Source organism: Burkholderia sp. S171 (assembly GCF_009766085.1).
Lineage (GTDB): Bacteria > Pseudomonadota > Gammaproteobacteria > Burkholderiales > Burkholderiaceae > Caballeronia.
In genome coordinates, this window is the sequence record NZ_LMUF01000047.1 from 459,410 (window position 1) to 478,288 (window position 18,879).

The window sequence follows — 18,879 nt, forward strand, 5'->3', positions numbered from 1 at the left end:
CGCTCGCTGACTGACGGACGGACGCTTGCTTTAAGCGTTCGCTGTGGCGCGATCTTCCCGCAGCGCGGCCTGCAGCGCCGTCGCATCACGTTTCGGAGACGTGCCGAACATGCGCGCATATTCCCGGCTGAACTGCGAGGGGCTTTCATAGCCGACCTCAAAAGACGCCGTCTCCACGTTAGCAGCGCAGGAAATCATCAGGCGGCGCGCTTCGAGCAGGCGGAGTTGCTTCTGATACTGCAAGGGTGTCAGCGAAGTCAACACCTTGAACTGACGATGAAAAGCCGAAGGGCTCATCTGCGCAATATCGGCAAGGTCCTCTATACGGACTGTTTCCCTGAAACGGCTGCGCAAGCTGTGCATCGCGCTGATCACCCGCTGCGAGGGTCCATTTGCCAGTGTCAGTCTGGCGACATCGACGCCATGCGGACCGGTGAGAAGCCAATAGCAGATCTCGCGCAGGATGAGCGGGTGAAGCACGGGAATGGCCTTGGGCGTATCAAGCAGGCGTACCAGGCGTAGTGCGCAATCGGCCAGCGGTCCCTGGAAGTCGGTGACGAAGATGCCGCGGCATGGCTCCTCGCTGGCGAGCGGCGGTGCATCCAATTCGTCCGCGACGCTTCGCATGACCGCAAGATCCAGCTCGAACGCAAGAACGAGACAAGGCTCGCCGGGACTTGCCTCGACGACACGTCCTATGGAGGGCGCTTCGACGCCAACCAGGAGCGCTTGCCCGGCACGGTAGACGAGTTTGCTGCCACCGAACGTCGCCCACTTCTCGCCCTGCGCCACGATGCACAGAGCCGGCCTGGAGATCATGTGCGCGGGTCGCTTGGGATGGTCTGATCGAAGAATGGCCAGTCCGTCGATCGCCGTCATGAAGGGGCTCTCTCCAGGCTGATTGTTCGTATAGCGCAGGAGCGCTTCGGCCAATGGGTCCGGCATCTCAGGTCTCCTTCCATGCTGATTCCCGCTCGGCGCTGGTATGCAGGACAGGAATAGGCAGGAAATAGGGTAGTTTCGGCATTCTCGCGCCGCTATGCCGTCGACATAATAAGCCCATACGTCGACAGTCAATGACGGTGTCTTAAAGGAAACCAAGCTATGCCAGCTAGCAAAGTCGCGATCGTCACCGGCGGCAGCCGCGGGATCGGCCGTAGCACCGTATTGTGCCTCGCCAAGCAAGGGGTGCATGCCATCTTTACCTACAAGTCCAATCGGACAGAGGCCGACAAGGTTGTCGCGCTCAGCGCGGAGTCAGGCGCACAGGCCATCGCGCTACAGCTCGATGCAGGCAATACACGCACGTTCGACGGCTTTGCCGGAGAGGTCCGGAAAGCGCTTGCCGAACTGGGTGTCGAGCGTTTCGATTATCTCGTGAACAATGCCGGGACCTCATCCAGCGCGAGCCTTGAGACGATCACCGAAGCGGAGATGGACGCGCTTTATAACGTCCACTTCAAAGGCGTGTTGTTCCTGACGCAAAAGCTGCTTCCGCTCATGAATGACGGTGGCCGCATCGTCAATATCTCCTCGGGACTCGCTCGTTTCGCCATGCCGAATCGAATCGGCTACGGGCCGATCAAGGCGGCTGTGGAAGCGTTGACGCGATACATGGCGGTAGAGCTGGCACCGCGCCGGATTATCGCGAATGTCGTCGCACCAGGCGCTATTGCCACGGATTTCAGTGGTGGAATCGTGCGCGATAATCCGCAGGTCAACAAGGCGGTGGCAGATCATACGGCGCTGGGTCGAGCCGGCGTGCCAGAGGATGTCGGACCCGTGATCGCTGCGCTTTTGTCCGATGCTTTCGGCTGGGTCAACGCGCAGCGGATCGAAGTCGCGGGCGGCATTCATATCTAGGAGCCGGCATATTGCAAGCGTCATCAAGCGCGGCCGATCGCAAGGCGTACATCGTCACGGGACCGACATCAGGCATCGGTCGACTTGCTGCGTTCGAACTGGCGGCTCGAGCAATCCGGGCTTCGATGCCTACGCGACGTCCAGGCAATGCATCCTCGCCGCGACAATGGCGCTCGCGCGCGAGAATCCACGGCTATGCATCAACGCGATAGAACCGGGCTTCACGCCGAACAGGTCTCTCCTCGCAAGTCGGCAAGTCAACGCCCCGCCCGCGCGAAGATCGTGATGCGGTTGTCCGCACGGTCGTTGCTGTCGATCGTTGCATCGATCGTTTGGACTGCCTATTTGCCGAAACCGTCGGTCAACGTAAGGCCGGTCCACGTAAGAATGTGGGAGAACGTGAGGGCGTCATTCGTGTTTGCCAGCACGAGCGGCTTCCATGTGGAGGGCGCGGCGTTGCGGAACGATCGCGGGTCGGCGTCAAGCACACCAAACAAGGTTTCGAGCACGAGTCGTCCGCCAACGGGACCGAGTTGAGTGAGTGCGCCTTCGCCCTCCGAAAAAAATGCAATTTCGGCAACGTCTTTTCCGTTGTTGCCGCCCGGGTCCGCCCATTTGTCGACGATCTTGCGCTGGGCTTCCGCTAGCACAAAGAGCCACAGTGGCGTCTGGTCCAGGAAGCTCGCCATATCGACGAACATCCACATACCATCGCCCTGTGCGGCGCTGCGAACCTTGAGTCCCGCCCGAGTGACGGTTTGCGATTCGACGCCGAGCGCCTTGGCCACGGTCTGCCCGCTTGGTAACGCGAATTTGTTGCCGCGTCGCAGGTTGAGCAGGGAAAGCGCGGGCATCGCCTGGCCTTTGATGCCCGATGCCGGGCCGTCATCGAAACCCGAAATACGCGCGGGCAGGTCGTCGAGCGGTCCGGTCAGATTCAGATCGATCTTGTACGCGAACTGGAGGCGCACGAAGGTATTTTTCTGGTCCGTCGCCAGAGCGGGCGACGTTCCCACGTTCTTCGGCGGATGCTTGCCAGGCTCAAGTTCAGGACGGGATGTCACCGGAAAAAAACGTCCCCAGTCGTCTATCACGTGTGCACCGGGCAACGGCTGGAAGCCCGTTAGCGACGACACGCTTTCTCCGGCGGGGAGGAAAATCGGCAGCGCTGTTTGCTCATTCAGGCGATAGCCGACGCGTACCATCGAATGACCGAAGCGGTACGCCGCTCCGGCGAATTCCAGCGGAATATTGGTGCGCAGTTCCGGCGTATAAAGGATGTACGCACCGTCGCCGCGCTCTTCCCAGTCGCTGACAAACGCGTCGTACACCGTTGCCTCGACAATGCGGCGCAGGTAATCCTCGACCAGCATTCGTTGATAGGTCCAACGGACTTCGTTTCGTGCGCTCGCGAACAGCGCGTCGCCGCTGACACCGTTCTGCTTGAGTGTCGCGACCACCTTGTTGTGAAACTTGATCATCGCCAGTTGAATCTGCACGACGATTGAATTCTCGTCGTTGCGTTTATCGCCGATGATCGCGCGTCCTTCTGCGATGAGATGACCGTTTGTGTCGTGGACAGCCGGCACGCGCAGAACATCGTCTTTCGTCGGGTTGTCGACGGTCTTGCCGAAGCGCAGTGTCGCGCCGTCGTCGTCATACATATACGGCTGGTCGGCAGGGCCGGAACCGTACACGTTGTCGAGATCGAGTGTTGGCGTCCGCAAATTGGTTGGCAGGGCAGAATCGTCGGGGTTCAGCGTGGACGTCGTATCGAATGTCAAATCGTGATCAACGAACTGGCCGAGGTAGGTATAACCGGCGGGAACATACAGGTTTTCTTCCGGATCGGGACCGTCTTTGGGAACGTCTGGAATATCCATCTGGTTCGCGACCGCGATCAGCGACTCATCATCGAATGTGCTATTTCGCGGCGGTAACAAACGCACGAAGTTCTGTTCACGTGTTCCGGCGATACCGTGGGCAAGTTCGGATGTCATGAGCTGAGTTCCTTCAAGATAGGGTGCAATACCGGAATTCCGCGAGCGGCAGACATTCCCGCTGACGAATGTTCAGGACTCCGACGCTAAGATGATTCACAAACGATCCGTCCGATTTCGTTGCTCGACGCTCGTGCGCTTACCGTCTCAGTCGATCGATTCTTTAAATTATTTCGGCCTGCAAAACGAGAGCCCTTTTATTAATCACTCGTTTCAAACAAATCTGTCAGAAAAAACTAACTGTCCTGAGTCTAGGTTTTTAACGGGTAAATGAAAGGAAGGAATTTCAGCGGGATTGTGCGGTTCCGAACATTGCCGGATGCGAGTATGGGAAGGGGACACGCGTGCGCAAATATGAATTCAAATAGGGCACCACGCTCACAGATGCGTTACGGAATCTCCGCGCGACTAACAAATCATCAACGCGGCTGGCAGGGTTCCGATCACATGGCGTGATTTACCGGAGCAGCAAACGTCTCTGAGCAGGCAATATTTGGTACCTGTTACTGCGACCTTGGCGCTCTACAGCGACCAGGTTAAATTTCTTCAGCACATCGATCGCAACTCTGGTCGTCTCCACACTCTTACCGGCCAATTCTGCTATCTCTTCAAGCGTCAGGTTCGACGTCGGGGATCCATATGTTTTCGCGGCACAGATAATCATTAGAATCGAGTAGGCGGTCACGCCTATATGCGCCACTAGTCCATCCAGCGCCTGCGCAAGAAAGAACTCAGCACAATGTTCGCTTTCCATTAAATCCTCGTTTAGCTATGAGCATATCCCCTGGAATTCGTTTCGTCTGATCGTGCTCCAAAGTCATAATCCAAACTTGGCACCGGTCGCCAGATCGACGAACACATCTCTGCTTGCTAGAGCGGCTGCGAAAAGGCTCATAAACCAACAAAATATTAATGCACAGTGCAGCGGGAGCGTGCACCCTTTTCGGCAACGCCCCTGACACTAAATGTGTGCTCGGTACAACTGCTTAGTCACAAACTATCCGCATTGGCCAGCGATCTCGGCGAAAACGTCGGACCTGGAGTCCGTGCCTTCGGGGAGGCATGTTGAGCGCCTAAACGAACTAAAGAGCCCGCCGAAGCGGGCTCCCTTTTTCAATCGACTAGAAAAGCGCAACGGGATCATTGGCATCATTCCAGCTAAAAATGATTGCCTCCTTCCGCGCGGGCGTTATGGCAGCTTCCAGACTGAAACTGCCAACGGGTTAACTCAAGCGATGGCCGTCTGCTCCCCGGCAGTCTGCTCGCGCATGCGACGGGCTTCGTCGCGCAGGAACTGCTGGTAATCGTCCAGATCGCCGTCGAAGGGCTCGACGCCGCCCTTGGTGACGAGCCAGAACTCGTCACATACCGCGCGCAGCAGGGACCGGTCGTGACTGACCAGCAGTACTGTGCCTTCGAATTCGTTGAGTGCCATGCCTAGCGCTTCGCGTGTGGCCAGGTCGAGGTGGTTGGTAGGCTCATCGAGCAGCAGCAGGTTGGGACGCTGCCACACGATCATGCACAACACGAGCCGCGCCTTTTCGCCGCCGCTCATCGTGCCGACCTTCTGATGGACCATGTCACCGCTGAAGTTGAAGGTGCCGAGGAAGGTGCGAAGCGATTGTTCGGTGCCACTCTGGCCGGGGCCACGCATGTTCGCCGGCGTGTCCTTGGCAAGGCGGATCATGTGTTCCAACGGCGTGTCGAGAGGACGCAGCACGTCGAGTTCCTGCTGTGCGAAGTAGCCGATATTCAGGCCTTTGCCTTCGCTGATTTCGCCGGCAATCGGCGCCAGCTCGTGCGCGATCGTCTTCACCAGCGTGGACTTGCCTTGGCCGTTGGCACCGAGAATGCCAATGCGCTGCCCGGCCAGCACGGATCGGTTGATACCCCGCACGATGACCGTGGGCGGCGTGTCCTGCGGTGCGTCGTCCGGCGCCGGGTAGCCGAAGCTCGCGTCAAGCATCGACAACAACGGGTTCGGGACGTTGAGCGGCTCCTTGAACTCGAAGGTGAAGTCTGCGTCGGCAAGCACCGGTGCGATTCTCTCCATGCGCTCGAGTGCCTTGACCCGGCTCTGCGCCTGCTTCGCCTTTGAGGCCGTGGCCTTGAATCGGTCGATGAATTTCTGCAGGTGGGCGATCTTGTCCGCCTGCTTGGCCATCGATGCCTGCTGCAACAGCATCTGCTCGGCGCGCATGTCCTCGAACTTGCTGTAGTTGCCGCCATAACGCACGAGCTTGGCGTTGTCGACGTGCACCGTCACCTGCGTCACCGCGTCGAGGAATTCGCGATCGTGGCTGATCACGACCATGGTTCCCTGATAGCGCTTGAGCCACGCTTCCAGCCAGACCAGTGCGTCGAGGTCAAGGTGATTGGTCGGTTCGTCGAGCAACAGCAAGTCGGACGGGCACATGAGCGCGCGCGCCAGTTGCAGCCGCATGCGCCAGCCGCCGGAGAAACTATTGACCGGCTGGCTCAGCTGCTCAGCACTGAAGCCAAGGCCCTGGATCAGCGCTTCGGCGCGTGCGGGGGCGTCGTGTGCACCAGCGTCGTGCAGTTCCATGTAGGCGTGCGCCATGCGCATGCCATCGTCGCCGGCCTCAGCGGCCGCTACTTCGGCCTGCGCGGCCAGCAGCACGGTGTCACCGTCGACTACGAAATCGGTCGCGCTCTGCTCGGTCTCAGGCATGTCCTGCGCGACCTGGCCCATCTTCCATGCGGCGGGAATCGAGAATTCGCCACCATCTTCGTGCAGCGAGCCGTTCAAAAGGCCGAAGAAGGACGACTTGCCGGCGCCATTGCGGCCGACAAGGCCAATCTTTTCGCCGGGGGTGAAGGTGACGGATGCGTTGTCGAGTACGACATTGACGCCACGGCGGAGCGTGACATTACGGACGGAAATCATAAGGAGCTACTTCGAAGAGGATTGGCATGATAGCCGACCAGAAGTGCAAGGCTGAGTCTTTTCTGGCTGCACGAGAGGAGAGGCGCTTGCGTTTTACGGCGTCCATCGGCCACAAAGCGAGGCGGGTATTGGCGCACCGGGCATTCAGGATGTGGGGCCAGGAACAGACGATGAGTCACGGCTGCTGGCCGGATTTTGCCTGTCAGCTTTAGCCGATGCCCACATCGGCTAAAAAATGTCGCTCAGTGCGCCGATTGAATTCGTCTTCCTAAACGCGCTGCGGGAGGGCCGTAGCAAAATAGTCAGTCGCACGTCGCACGCGTGCCGGTACATATCGACGTTTTGGCCAGATGAGGCTTACGTCTCTGACATCGACTATAAATTCTTCGAGAACCGGGATCACGTCCGAATGCCGGAGTTCATCGGCAAGCGAGACCTTGGCGAACAGGCCAATTCCAACACCGGCCAGAACACCGGCGCGGATTGTTTCGACACTGTTGGACGAAAGATTTCCACGAACGGGCACGCTGAATCGACCTTTTGGTCCGACAAACGGCCAGTTGGCTGACTCGGTCAGGCCGCCATATAAAAGGCAATTGTGATCAACGAGATCGGCGGGGGTCTTCGGTATCCCGCGTTGCTCGAAGTAGCGACGGGATCCGACGCATACGAGGGGGGTGCTGGCCACACGCCTGACAACCGCGTCAGGCTCGTTGACGGGGCCCACCCGGATCGCCAGATCAATCCGGTCGTCAACCATATCTCGCACGAAGTCCGAAAGAACAAGATCTACCTGAAGGCCGGGATTGAGTGACAAAAGGTCGGGTATGAGTGGAAGAACGTGAAGGCGGCCGAACGTAGAGGATGCAGCGATCCTGATTAAACCCGAGACAGCATGCGTACTGCTTGTCAGTTCACTGTCCGCTTCATCCATCTCGTCAACAAGCGGCTTGGTCCGATCATAGTAGTGCTGCCCCTGGTCCGTCAGGGTGACGCTTCGCGTGCTTCGGTTGAATAGCACGACGCCAAGACGCTTCTCAAGCGCGCCGATAGCCTTACTGATAGAGGACTGAGAATCACCGGTCCGACGCGCCGCGGCGGAAAACCCACCCGCTTCGACAACGGCGATGAACGCGGCCAATTCATGAAAACGATCCATTTATAGTCTTCCAGAGAATCAATCGTCCACAGGACTGCGTGATTGTCAGTGGTTTTGGCATGACCCTGATAGTACACAACGCAGGGTCTGAAGGAATGACGTCACGGTGACAACCCTCGACCAACTCTCTTGAAGAATAGATCTTATGAAAAATCTGCTGATTATCATTATTGGCGGCGGCAATTATCCTGTTTCTGTCATTCACGAACAGACAGAAGGGTTCAATGTCCACTCTCGCAGGCAAGATCGCCGTCATTAGCGGCGGAACGACCGGTATCGGTTTAGCTATCGCGCAACGGTTTGTCGCCGAAGGCGCTCACGTCTTTATCTTCGGCCGTCGGCAAGCACAGCTCGACGAGGCCGCCAAACTGATTGGACGCAACGTCACCACCATCCAGGCTGACGCCTCGAATCTCGATGACCTCGACCGCGTCGCTGCAGAAGTAAGAGAGAAGAAAGGTGTCGTCGACATCATCGTGTCGAACGCGGGTTTTACGGAGCAGGCTTCTATCGACACCCTGACGCCTGAGCATTTCGACAAGACATTCAACCTCATGGCGCGCGGACCCGTCTTCCTGGTGCAGAAGTTGTTGCCGTTGATGACAGCGGGCGGATCGATTGTTTTGGTCTCGTCGGCCATGCACGTGATGGGCGTTGCTGGCCACACCACCTACGCGGCGACCAAGGCGGCATTGCGTTCCTATGCCCGCACGTGGGCCGCGGAATTCAAGGATCGCGGCATTCGCGTCAACACGCTCAGCCCTGGCGTAACCGACACCCCGATTCTCGATTCTCAGACAGAGACACGCGAGTATCTGGTGAACATGTACCAAGGCATGGTTCCTATCGGTCGACTCGCGCGGGCTGAGGAAATGGCCAACGCGGTGCTGTTCCTGGCGTCCGACCAGAGTTCGTACGTGACGGGTGCGGACCTGATGGTCGACGGCGGCATAGGCCAGGTCTGAGATCCTAAGGGCCGCCGGAACGCGGTCCTTTTGCCTGGCATAAGTTGGTACTTTAGTTGGAACTACGAACTATTAAGCAAACGAAGGAAAAGGATATGAGCACACCACAAAACGAGCGTGCACTCAGCCGAGCGGCGACACGCCGATCACGCGTGCATGCGCCCACAGCAGCACGAACACGTACAGCCCCAACCCGGCGACGATGACAATCACATCGTTCATGGCCGAAGCCGGCGCGCCCGGCACTGGGCGCACGTGAGCGCGCCGGCTGACCGAGATCATGTCTGCCACCGCCCAGACGAGGAAACCGCCAAATAACAGCAGATCGTTCAGCGTACCGTTGGCGAGCAAATGTGCCGCCGCCCACAAAACCACGGCGAGCAGCATCGGGTTCCGGGACAGGCGTTTAATGCGGCCCGGCAAATAAGCGGCGATCAGCAGGGGAAACACCGGCACCATGAGCAAGAACGTGAGATGCCGCAGCGGTATTGGCGGTACGTAAACCATGACCGACGTCTGTCGCGCGATGCCGTAACCGTAGATTATCGCGACCAAACTCGCGATCGATACAAGCGAATACAGCCCTTTCCACGCGTTCTCGCCCATCCGCCCGGCTTGCGCGTCTCGCCAGCTTGGCGCGACGATAGAGACGGAGTGAATGCCGAGGAAAACCAGCAGACCTGCAATGAAGATTGTCATGGGTTTGATCAAATGTTGACGATGGCAACATTTAAGGTAGATGCTGTACTTGTGTTCGTCAAGCTAAAATTGACGGCGTCAACATCGGCGAAACCAGATGACTATCAAAAAGATCAGCAAACGAGCGTTATTCGAAGCGGCCGACGTGACCAAGCGTCCGTATCACCATGGCGCATTGCGTGAGGCAATGCTGGAAGCGGCCGAGCGCATCCTCGCTCGCGAGGGCATCGGCGGGCTCACGCTGCGAGCCGCTGCGCGTGAGGCCGGCGCTTCTCACGCCGCGCCCAAGAACCACTTCGACAATGTGACCGGGTTGCTCAGTGATTTGGCCGCCGTAGGTTTCCGGCGCTTTGAGCGTCGGCTACTCGATGCCGCCGCCGCGGCTGCCACGCCCGAGGCACGGCTTGCCGCCCAAGGGCATGCTTACGTTGAGTTCGCGACGCAGTTTCCGGGTCTTTTCATGCTGATGTTTCGTAGCGAACGCCTCGACCTTGAACGACCGGGTTTGCACGAAGCGATGAGCGACGCATTGTCAGTGCTGCGTGGAGCTGTCGGCGCGCTACAAGGGCCCGATGTCCCTCAGTCCACGGACGGCGCGGCGCGGGTCGTCACGGCCTGGGCACTCGTTCATGGGTTCGCCATGCTACAGATCGACGGGCGGCTCGACGGCATGGTCCGTAGCTTGCCGGAAGGCATGGACGCAATGGCGCTGCTCGATGTCATCCTCAATGCGGGCGGCGGCCAACTGAGAAGTATCGACCCGCTTGCGGGTCAGGAAAGATGAAAACGCGTGTCGTCACGTCGCCATTTGACGCGGGTATCACGCGATTCGCTCGGCGCGGGGCTGTTGCCAATCATGGCGCAAGGAATACTTGCTGAAATTGCCACAAAATGCTACATCAAACCACTTCGCCCACATTTGGCTTTTATGAATCGCCTGCTCGCTATCAGTCGCGTAGACCAAATCGTGCAGTCCCTCGACGCTGACGGCTTCGTCAGCGTCGCCGACCTTGCCGGCAGGCTGGGCGTGTCGCGCGAAACGATCCGTCGCGACCTCAAAGCGCTTGCGACGCAGGGCCGCGCGAGCATCGTGCATGGCGGTGCCGCGCGCCGGCCCATGGACGAACCATCGCTTGCTACACGTGCGGCTGCGAATGCCGCAGGCAAAGCTGCGATAGGTCGCGAGGCCGCTACCCTGGTGCGTGACGGGATGGTCGTATTGATCGACTCAGGTTCGACAACGTTCGCCTTGGGCGCCGCGCTGGCCGCGTTCAACGATCTCACTGTCATCACCAATAGTCTGCCTATCGCGCTGCTCTTGTGCCGCTCACCCGGCATGAAGGTGATCGTACTGGGAGGTGAAGTTTCCGCTAGCGACGAAGCGGCGTTCGGCGTTGAGACAATCACGGCGCTTGCGCACTTTCGAGTCGATCTCGTCTTTCTCGGTGTCAGTGGAATCTCGCCCGAGGGCGAGCTCACCGACTACTCGCGGCTGGCAGCCGAGCAAAGGCATGCAATGATGATGGTCGGCAAAAAGACCTACGTCCTCGCCGATCACACCAAGTTTGAACTCAGCACGCCCGTGCTGATTGCACCCGTACCCCAGATAGCCGGTTTGATCGTCGACCAGTCGCCGCCAGAGTCGCTTTCGCAGGCACTGGCGGATCGACATTGGCAGGTGATCGTTGCGCGATCCTAAACCCTGCTGGACACGAAACTCATACCAACCTGCTTCGCCAGCCCGACCGGGCGATACCGCCTGAGCGTGTGTGATCTGTTGCGACCAGCCGTTGCCACATCATTCTCTTCCGACTCCTTTTCTGGAGTCGTTGTCGTACTAACGTCGAAAAACCCCTCGTACGGGTAAGCACTATCCCCCTTCGAATCAAGGCCACACGCCTACTGCCACGGGCCTCTTGGTACCGATCACGGCGGGAACAAAAAAATATATCGATGTGGCATATTGTGGCGACTTGACTGTTTTTGTTGCTTATCCTAAAGTGATTTCCAAGCGAGCAACGACTACTGCGCGCCAATCGCCGATCACTCCAATACTGGACGGGTATCCAATGACTCATTCCGCATATGCCAGGCCGGCCGCCTCCGAAACGGGCGATCCATTACTTCTGACTCCTGGCCCACTAACGACGTCGCGTACGGTCAAAGCGGCCATGGTGCACGACTGGGGGTCACGCGACGCGAGCTTCGTCGCGATCAACAAAAAGGTCCTGACGCGTCTTTGCGAGATCGCAAACGGTAAGGATGACTATGTAACAGTTCCAATGCAGGGTTCCGGCACGTTTGCTGTCGAGGCCATGCTGACCAGTTTCGTACCGGCGAAAGGCAAGGTTCTTGTCTTGATCAACGGCGCATATGGGCAACGGGCGAAGCGCATCCTGGATATAGCCGGACGCGCAACCGTGGTACATGAAACCGCCGAAGATGCACCGCCGGACTTGCGGGAGGTAGAGGCTATCCTGCAGCGGGACCCCGCCATTACGCATATCTTCACCATACATTGCGAAACAACTTCGGGCATCCTCAACCCAATCGAGAAGATTGGCGCACTCGCGGCGCTGTACAAAAAAAGCTACCTCATTGATTCGATGAGTGCCTTCGGCGCACTTCCTCTGGACGCACGAGGAATTCATGCCGACGCGGTGGCGGCGTCCTCAAACAAGTGCATCGAAGGTGTTCCCGGACTTGGGTTTGTCATCTGCAGGCGCGACGCACTCGCGCAAACCAAAGGCAATGCGACGACGCTCGTTCTCGATCTCCATGATCAATGGGCGAACTTCGAAAAGACGGGGCAGTACCGCTTCACACCGCCAACCCATGTCATCGTGGCGTTTCATCAGGCGCTCGAAGAGTTCACGGCTGAGGGTGGCGTGCCGGGACGAGGCGGCCGTTATAGGAACAACTGCCGCATCCTGCTCGAGGGCATGACGGCACTCGGATTCAAGCCGCTCCTGCGGGCGGATTTACAGGCACCGATCATCGTCACTTTTCACATGCTCGACCATCCCCGTTTCATCTTCCAGCATTTCTACGATGGACTAAAGGAACGCGGGTTTGTCATTTATCCCGGCAAGCTGACCGTCGCCGATTCGTTCCGGATCGGTTGCATCGGTCGCCTGGGGGAGGCCCAGATGCGCGACGCACTCGCGGCTGTCCGTGAGGTACTCGACGAAATGAGTGTGACGAGTGTGGCGAGTGTGACCAGCGCGTCCACCAAAGCCGCTTAACAGATAATCAGGATACCTTCATGACTGAGCTTCACAATTCTGCCATCTCTGTAAATGGCCGCGATTACCGCGTCCCGCAAGTTCCCACTGTCGTTATCTGTCTCGACGGCTCCGAGCCCGGCTATATTGAAGCAGCAATCAAAGCGGGCGTTGCCCCCAACCTTGATCGCCTCATGAAGAATGGCGCGAACCTGCTGGCGAAATGCGTGATTCCGAGCTTTACGAATCCAAACAACATTTCGATCATCACGGGGCGTCCGCCACAGGTCCATGGCATTGCCGGCAACTATTTTTATGACCGGACCACTGACCAGGAAGTAATGATGAACGAGGCGCGTTTTCTGCGCGCGCCTACCCTGTTTCAGGCTTTCCATGATTCCGGTGCAAGAGTGGCGGTAGTTACGGCCAAGGACAAACTCCGCACGCTGCTCGGCAAAGGCCTCGACTTCTCAACGGGCCGGGCGATCGCATTCTCCGCGGAAAAAGCAGACAAGGCCACGCTGGAGGAAAACGGCATCGACGATCTCCTGGCCTTTATCGAAAAGCCGCTGCCGACAGTCTATTCGGCTGATCTGTCCGAGTTCGTTTTTGCTGCTGGCGTCAAGCTGCTGAGGGCGTTTCGTCCCGATCTCATGTATCTTTCGACGACCGACTACGTGCAACACAAGGCGGCGCCCGGCACACCGAACGCGAATTCGTTCTACGCAATGCTGGATCGATATGTCGCACTTCTGGAAGCAGAAGGCTGCGTGCTCGCGTTGACAGCCGACCACGGCATGAATGACAAACACAAGCCGGACGGGTCCCCGGACGTCATCTACTTGCAGGACATCTTCGATGACTGGCTGGGCCACGACAAAGCCCGGGTGATCCTGCCCATTACGGATCCGTACGTTGCTCATCACGGCGCGTTGGGTTCGTTCGCCACTGTCTATCTACCGCAGTCCGCCGATACGCTGGCAGTCATCAACCGCCTGCGGGACGTTGAAGGCGTTGAACTGGCGATATCGAACGCAGAGGCCTGTGAGCGCTTCGAACTACCGGCCGATCGCATTGGCGATGTCGTGGTTCTTGCGACGCGCCACAAGGTGTTCGGCACTAGCGCTTCGCGGCACGATCTGTCGGGACTAACCGAGCCGTTGCGTTCGCATGGCGGCCTGACCGAACAGACCGTGCCATTGCTTGTCAACCGCCGAGTCGACTGGCCGGCGGACCGCGAACCGCGGAACTACGACGTGTTCGCTATCGCCTTGAACCATATCGTATTGAAGCAAATTTCCTGAGGTTTGGGCATTCCCTTTTTCCTGTCTTCACGATCCGTGAAGCAGGTTCGATCGACCGAGGTGATTTATGAACGTCCTGACCAAGCCCGCGTTTCGTCAAGAGTCCATGCGTATTGCAGGCAAGCTCGTTACCACTGACGAAGTCATTGAGGTTTTGAATCCGTACAACAACGAAGTAGTTGGTACCGTTCCAGCCGGCCGGCCCGAACATGTGCGCGAGGCTTTCGCAAAGGCACGTGCTTTCCGGCCACAGCTTACCCGCTTCGAGCGTCAACGAATCCTTCAGACCACAGCGGAGATACTGCGTGATCGCAAGGAGGATTTCGCCCGGCTGATCACCGCCGAATCGGGTCTGTGCTGGAAGGACTCGCTCTACGAGGCAAGCCGTGCCTACGATGTGTGGTCGTTTGCGGCTCAGCTGATGATCAAGGACGACGGCGAGATCTATGCTTGCGATGTCAGCCCCAACGGCAAGAACCGTCAAATCTTCACGACCCGTACGCCGCTGCTGGGTGTGGTCTCTGCGATCACCCCGTTCAACCATCCGCTGAACATGGTGAGCCACAAGCTCGCTCCGGCGATCGCCACCAATAACAGGCTCGTGCTCAAGCCGACAGAACTCACGCCACTCACGGCCCTCGCACTGGCCGATGTGCTTTACGAAGCGGGGCTGCCACCCGAGATGCTGAGTGTGGTGACCGGTAATCCACGCACCATGGGGGACTCGATGATCACCGATCCCGATTGCGACCTCATCACGTTTACGGGTTCGGTCAGGGTCGGGAAATATATCGCGGATAAAGCAGGGTACCGCCGCGTCGTGCTGGAACTCGGCGGCAACGATCCGCTCATTGTCATGGAGGACGCCGACCTGGACAAGGCAGCCGAACTCGCTGTTCAGGGCGCGACTAAAAACTCCGGTCAGCGTTGCACGGCGGTCAAGCGCATTCTGGTGGTAGAGAGCGTGGCCGACGAATTTGTCGAATTGGTTCTGGCCAAGGCAAAGAAACTCAAGTCGGGCGACCCCATGGATCCGACGGTCGATGTAGGCACGGTCATCAATGAAACGTCAGCGGCGCTCTTTGCGCGGCGCGTACAGGATGCGGTTGGAGAGGGCGCCAAGGTATTGCACGGCGCACCGCATAAAGGAGCGCTCTTTGCACCGACCGTGGTTGATCACGTGCCCTACGATTGCGAACTGGTACGGGAGGAGACTTTTGGACCGGTGATTCCGATCATTCGAGTGCCGGACAAGCTTGACGAAATAATCAGAATTTCGAATTCGACGGCATTTGGACTTTCTTCCGGTGTTTGCACCAATCGCCTCGACTACATCACCCGGTTTGTCAAAGAACTCGAAGTTGGCACGGTGAACATCTGGGAAGTTCCAGGTTATCGAATCGAGATGTCACCGTTTGGCGGCATCAAGGACTCTGGTAACGGCTACAAAGAAGGGATTGTCGAGGCAATGAAGAGTTTCACCAACGTCCGTACGTGGTCAATTCCATGGGCTTGAGGTCATAGACGCGACTTTGGCATCCGCTGTTGCCAGATGGCGAGTGCTTCGCGTGTGAGGCCAGGTGAATGCAGGATGCGTGACCGCTTTCCCCTGTCTAAAAATAGGATAGCTAAGCATAGAGATGCCGAGTGCTATCCCCTGTGTACCAACCCCTGCAAGGATGAACATGAAAGCGAAATTGATAGCGGTGGCGGCGTGCATCCTGGTCTCAGCCGCAAGCCCGGCTCTTGCCCAATCCGATGTGGTAACGATTTATAGCGCAGACGGTCTCCACGACGGTTCTCCTAGCTGGCTCGGAAACCAGTTCGAGGCGTTCACCAAAGCGACGGGCATCACGGTCCAATATATTGAAGCGGGCTCTAGCGGTGTCGTCGATCGACTCGCGAAGGAGAAATCAAACACCCAAGCCGATGTTCTTGTCACCATACCGCCCTTCGTGCAGAAAGCGGCCGCGGACGGCCTGCTGCAGGCTTACACCCCAGCGGGCGCGGACAAGATTGACGCGCGAGACAAAGATGCGAAGGGATTTTACGTCGCGATGGTCGATAACTATCCCGACTTTATATACAACGCGTCGGCGCTAAAGGCTCCGCCGAAGACGTATACGGAACTCCTGGACCCCAGATTCAAGCAGAAAATCCAGTACTCGACGCCCGGTCAGGCCGGCGACGGTACGGCGCTGATGCTGCAGGCGTTTCATTCGTTTGATGGCAAGCAAGCTGGACTCGCCTATTTGCGAAAGCTGCAAATCAACAATCTTGGACCCTCTGCGTCAACCGGGAAATTGACTGCGCTGGTTAACAAGGGCGAGCTGTATGTGGCCAACGGTGATATGCAAATGAATCTGGCGCAGATGCGGGACAACCCAAACATCCACGTATTTTTCCCCGTCGGTCCAGATGGCAAGAGAACGGCCTTTTCGCTGCCCTATGACATCGGTCTCGTCAATGGTGCACCCCATGCGGCAAACGGCAAGAAGCTGATCGATTTTCTGCTGAGCGAGGCGGCGCAAAGACAGGTGAGCGAGGTCGCGTATGGCTTCCCCGTGCGCACTGATGTGCACCCGGCAGATGAAAATTTCAAGACGCTTAATGCGATGCTCGAAGGCGTCAACATCTGGACGCCCGACTGGAATCAGGTTCTGCAAGATATGAAGCAGGACATTGCCGCCTACAACCAAGCGATCTCGAGCAACTAAATGGCCACTAACAGCACCATCATGACGCAAGGGCCGCACATGCGCGTGTCGGCCCCCGCCTCGCGCATTGTTCCCGGTGCGAGCGGCATCGGATTCGAGAATGTCTCGGTCGCCTATGGCGATCAAGTCATCCTCGACGCGTTGAACCTTACTGTGAAGCCCGGTGAGATTGTCGCGCTCATCGGGCCATCAGGCTCTGGGAAGACAACCGCACTGCGTGCGGTGGCGGGTTTTGTACAACCGACAGGAGGACGAATCATTATTGGCGACCGTGATGTGACTCGCCTTCCTCCGTATGAACGCAACATTGGCATGGTGGTACAGAACTATGCGTTGTTCCCCCACATGCGCGTTGAAGACAATGTTGCATTTGGGCTGCGTGCACGCGGTGCAAGCGCTGAAGTCATCCGTGAACGTATTCCCGAATGTCTGCGTCTGGTGGGGATGACGGCTTACGGCAAGCGCTATCCGCGGGAACTCTCGGGCGGTCAGCAGCAACGGGTCGCGATCGCTCGTGCATTGGCGATCCGCCCGCAAGTGCTGTTGCTTGATGAACCGCTCTCGGCGCTCGACGCCCAGATTCGCCGTTCAATGTTGGACGAACTGGCCAAGTTGCATCGTGATCTGCCCTCGCTGACCGTGTTGTATGTGACGCACGACCAGACTGAAGCGCTGACCCTGGCAGATCACATTGGCATCATGCGTGATGGCAAGCTGGTTGCATTCGGTAATGCGCAATCGCTATACCGTCACCCGCCAAACCGGTTCGCCGCTGAATTTCTCGGACGTGCAAATATCCTGCCGGCAAGATCGTTGCAATCGGCCGAGCCTGGTTTTGCATCCGTACGCTTCGGCGAAACCCCGCTGCGCGGACGCAATCACCACTGCCTGCCTGACGGTAGCGACAGCCTGGTGTGCATACGCCCACACGACTTGCGATTGCAGCCGGGCGGCGCGGGAGGGAACACCTTGACGGGGATCGTGCGGGCCGTCCAGTGGCAGGGCGATCTTCATAGCCTCGCGTTGGAGGTACAAGAGCAAACGGTGCGCCTCACCTGCAATCCTCTTTCCGATCCGCCGGCGCTGGGCACGGAGCTTGTCGTGCACTTCGATCCAGCGGACGTTACCCTTGTTCCGGAGCAGGTTGCTCATGGCTGATATTGCTGTAGCACCGTCTGCCCGTGCAGACCATTCGCCGCAGCGCCAGTACTGGATCGCGCCCCCGCTGCTGGTGCTCGTGGTGCTGTTCTTCTACCCGCTCGCGTTGATCTTGCGCGAAGCGCTGGTAGGGGAAGATCATGTTCTGTCGCTTGCGCACTTCACCAGCGTCCTCGGTTCGAACCAGTTTCTGAGCGGCCTCTATCACACCATTACCATCGCGCTAAGCGCGTCGACGGGATGTCTCGTGCTGGGTTTCATTTTCTCTGTGATCATCGCCTTCATCCCATTTCCGGGCGCGAAACTGATCGCTCGCGTGATCGATACCTTTATCGCGCTGCCTACCTTTCTGGTCGCACTCGCGTTCACGTTCATCTACGGATCGGCTGGTTTGCTCAACCAGTCACTGATGCACCTGTTGCATCTGGAATTACCTCCGCTCAACTTCCTCTATTCACAGTGGGGCGTCATCCTTTCGGAGATTACTGTCTACACGCCTTTTGTGATGCGGCCATTACTCGCCAGCTTTTCGCTGATCGATCCGTCGCAAATCGAGGTTGCGAGCAGTCTTGGAGCACGCCCTTGGCGTATCGTGCGGCGCATTATCTTGCCGGCCGCATTACCCGCCTTGATTGCCGGCGGTAGCTTGTGCCTCCTTCTGACCGTCAATGAATTTGGCATTGTGCTGTTCATTGGCGCCAAAGACGTCATCACGTTGCCGCTGCTCGTGTACGACAAAGCCATCCAGGAGTTTGACTACACCACCGCCTGCGTTATCGCGGTCGTCAACATTGCGTTGTCGCTGGGTCTTTACGCTGTCTATCGGATGGTCATTGCATATTGCGGAGGTCGCCGTGCTGGTATGGGCTAAATGGGGGCGAG

Annotated in this window: 16 protein-coding genes; 10 read left to right on the forward strand and 6 right to left on the reverse strand. The window is 58.1% G+C overall.

From position 1 onward, the window contains the following. Positions 1-30 precede the first annotated feature (30 nt). Entirely contained in the window at positions 31-945 is a 915-nt protein-coding gene (locus tag GSQ93_RS27275; RefSeq protein ID WP_158938731.1) for an AraC family transcriptional regulator, read from the reverse strand. Between the two features lie 159 nt (positions 946-1,104). Between GSQ93_RS27275 and GSQ93_RS27280 the strand changes: the two genes are divergently transcribed. After that, positions 1,105-1,863, forward strand: coding sequence for an SDR family NAD(P)-dependent oxidoreductase (locus GSQ93_RS27280; protein ID WP_158938732.1), 759 nt, complete (start codon positions 1,105-1,107; stop codon positions 1,861-1,863). Positions 1,864-2,204: 341 nt separating this feature from the next. Here the strand turns inward: GSQ93_RS27280 and GSQ93_RS27285 are convergent, their stop codons facing one another. The 4 genes from GSQ93_RS27285 to GSQ93_RS27300 all read right to left on the reverse strand — a co-directional run bounded on the left by GSQ93_RS27285 (position 2,205) and on the right by GSQ93_RS27300 (position 7,930). Next, positions 2,205-3,863, reverse strand: a complete 1,659-nt coding sequence (locus GSQ93_RS27285) for a peroxidase family protein (protein ID WP_158938733.1) — start codon at positions 3,861-3,863, stop codon at positions 2,205-2,207. Positions 3,864-4,320: 457 nt separating this feature from the next. Then, entirely contained in the window at positions 4,321-4,617 is a 297-nt protein-coding gene (locus GSQ93_RS27290) for a hypothetical protein (protein ID WP_158938734.1), read from the reverse strand. Positions 4,618-5,091: 474 nt separating this feature from the next. After that, complete coding sequence (locus tag GSQ93_RS27295) at positions 5,092-6,771, reverse strand: ABC-F family ATP-binding cassette domain-containing protein (RefSeq protein WP_158938735.1); 1,680 nt, start codon at positions 6,769-6,771, stop codon at positions 5,092-5,094. 268 nt (positions 6,772-7,039) lie between these two features. Further along, the gene (locus tag GSQ93_RS27300; RefSeq protein ID WP_158938736.1) at positions 7,040-7,930 is read right to left on the reverse strand and encodes a LysR family transcriptional regulator; all 891 of its coding nucleotides are present in this window, start codon (positions 7,928-7,930) and stop codon (positions 7,040-7,042) included. A gap of 224 nt (positions 7,931-8,154) precedes the next feature. Here GSQ93_RS27300 and GSQ93_RS27305 point away from each other — a divergent pair, with 224 nt between their 5' ends. Then, entirely contained in the window at positions 8,155-8,895 is a 741-nt protein-coding gene (locus GSQ93_RS27305) for an SDR family NAD(P)-dependent oxidoreductase (protein WP_158938737.1), read from the forward strand. Between the two features lie 123 nt (positions 8,896-9,018). On the opposite strand, the gene GSQ93_RS27310 is transcribed toward GSQ93_RS27305, so the two are convergent. After that, positions 9,019-9,594 (reverse strand): NnrU family protein, encoded by a 576-nt coding sequence (locus GSQ93_RS27310; RefSeq protein WP_158938738.1) that lies wholly within the window; start codon positions 9,592-9,594, stop codon positions 9,019-9,021. Between the two features lie 97 nt (positions 9,595-9,691). Here GSQ93_RS27310 and GSQ93_RS27315 point away from each other — a divergent pair, with 97 nt between their 5' ends. From GSQ93_RS27315 to GSQ93_RS27350, 8 genes are all read left to right on the forward strand, one after another. Then, entirely contained in the window at positions 9,692-10,378 is a 687-nt protein-coding gene (locus GSQ93_RS27315; RefSeq protein ID WP_158938739.1) for a TetR/AcrR family transcriptional regulator, read from the forward strand. 144 nt (positions 10,379-10,522) lie between these two features. Continuing rightward, on the forward strand, positions 10,523-11,293 hold the full coding sequence (locus GSQ93_RS27320; protein WP_158938740.1) for a DeoR/GlpR family DNA-binding transcription regulator: 771 nt from the start codon (positions 10,523-10,525) through the stop codon (positions 11,291-11,293). Between the two features lie 370 nt (positions 11,294-11,663). Continuing rightward, positions 11,664-12,839, forward strand: coding sequence for a 2-aminoethylphosphonate--pyruvate transaminase (locus GSQ93_RS27325; protein WP_158938797.1), 1,176 nt, complete (start codon positions 11,664-11,666; stop codon positions 12,837-12,839). A 20-nt stretch (positions 12,840-12,859) separates the two neighbouring features. After that, on the forward strand, positions 12,860-14,122 hold the full coding sequence (phnA, locus tag GSQ93_RS27330; protein ID WP_158938741.1) for a phosphonoacetate hydrolase: 1,263 nt from the start codon (positions 12,860-12,862) through the stop codon (positions 14,120-14,122). 67 nt (positions 14,123-14,189) lie between these two features. Then, positions 14,190-15,638, forward strand: a complete 1,449-nt coding sequence (gene phnY / locus GSQ93_RS27335; RefSeq protein WP_158938742.1) for a phosphonoacetaldehyde dehydrogenase — start codon at positions 14,190-14,192, stop codon at positions 15,636-15,638. Positions 15,639-15,807: 169 nt separating this feature from the next. Beyond that, on the forward strand, positions 15,808-16,839 hold the full coding sequence (locus GSQ93_RS27340) for a 2-aminoethylphosphonate ABC transporter substrate-binding protein (RefSeq protein WP_158938743.1): 1,032 nt from the start codon (positions 15,808-15,810) through the stop codon (positions 16,837-16,839). After that, on the forward strand, positions 16,840-17,997 hold the full coding sequence (locus tag GSQ93_RS27345; protein ID WP_254074074.1) for an ABC transporter ATP-binding protein: 1,158 nt from the start codon (positions 16,840-16,842) through the stop codon (positions 17,995-17,997). It abuts the gene before it with no gap. Beyond that, complete coding sequence (locus GSQ93_RS27350) at positions 17,990-18,868, forward strand: 2-aminoethylphosphonate ABC transporter permease subunit (RefSeq protein ID WP_158938744.1); 879 nt, start codon at positions 17,990-17,992, stop codon at positions 18,866-18,868. Before GSQ93_RS27345 ends, GSQ93_RS27350 begins: the two co-directional genes overlap by 8 nt. Positions 18,869-18,879 lie beyond the last annotated feature (11 nt).

Bases quoted from the DNA above. Each gene is read 5' to 3' on its own strand.
- GSQ93_RS27275 (WP_158938731.1), bottom strand. From the start codon at position 945: ATGCCGGACCCATTGGCCGAAGCGCTCCTGCGCTATACGAACAATCAG.
- GSQ93_RS27280 (WP_158938732.1), top strand. From the start codon at position 1,105: ATGCCAGCTAGCAAAGTCGCGATCGTCACCGGCGGCAGCCGCGGGATC.
- GSQ93_RS27285 (WP_158938733.1), bottom strand. From the start codon at position 3,863: ATGACATCCGAACTTGCCCACGGTATCGCCGGAACACGTGAACAGAAC.
- GSQ93_RS27290 (WP_158938734.1), bottom strand. From the start codon at position 4,617: ATGGAAAGCGAACATTGTGCTGAGTTCTTTCTTGCGCAGGCGCTGGAT.
- GSQ93_RS27295 (WP_158938735.1), bottom strand. From the start codon at position 6,771: ATGATTTCCGTCCGTAATGTCACGCTCCGCCGTGGCGTCAATGTCGTA.
- GSQ93_RS27300 (WP_158938736.1), bottom strand. From the start codon at position 7,930: ATGGATCGTTTTCATGAATTGGCCGCGTTCATCGCCGTTGTCGAAGCG.
- GSQ93_RS27305 (WP_158938737.1), top strand. From the start codon at position 8,155: ATGTCCACTCTCGCAGGCAAGATCGCCGTCATTAGCGGCGGAACGACC.
- GSQ93_RS27310 (WP_158938738.1), bottom strand. From the start codon at position 9,594: ATGACAATCTTCATTGCAGGTCTGCTGGTTTTCCTCGGCATTCACTCC.
- GSQ93_RS27315 (WP_158938739.1), top strand. From the start codon at position 9,692: ATGACTATCAAAAAGATCAGCAAACGAGCGTTATTCGAAGCGGCCGAC.
- GSQ93_RS27320 (WP_158938740.1), top strand. From the start codon at position 10,523: ATGAATCGCCTGCTCGCTATCAGTCGCGTAGACCAAATCGTGCAGTCC.
- GSQ93_RS27325 (WP_158938797.1), top strand. From the start codon at position 11,664: ATGACTCATTCCGCATATGCCAGGCCGGCCGCCTCCGAAACGGGCGAT.
- phnA (WP_158938741.1), top strand. From the start codon at position 12,860: ATGACTGAGCTTCACAATTCTGCCATCTCTGTAAATGGCCGCGATTAC.
- phnY (WP_158938742.1), top strand. From the start codon at position 14,190: ATGAACGTCCTGACCAAGCCCGCGTTTCGTCAAGAGTCCATGCGTATT.
- GSQ93_RS27340 (WP_158938743.1), top strand. From the start codon at position 15,808: ATGAAAGCGAAATTGATAGCGGTGGCGGCGTGCATCCTGGTCTCAGCC.
- GSQ93_RS27345 (WP_254074074.1), top strand. From the start codon at position 16,840: ATGGCCACTAACAGCACCATCATGACGCAAGGGCCGCACATGCGCGTG.
- GSQ93_RS27350 (WP_158938744.1), top strand. From the start codon at position 17,990: ATGGCTGATATTGCTGTAGCACCGTCTGCCCGTGCAGACCATTCGCCG.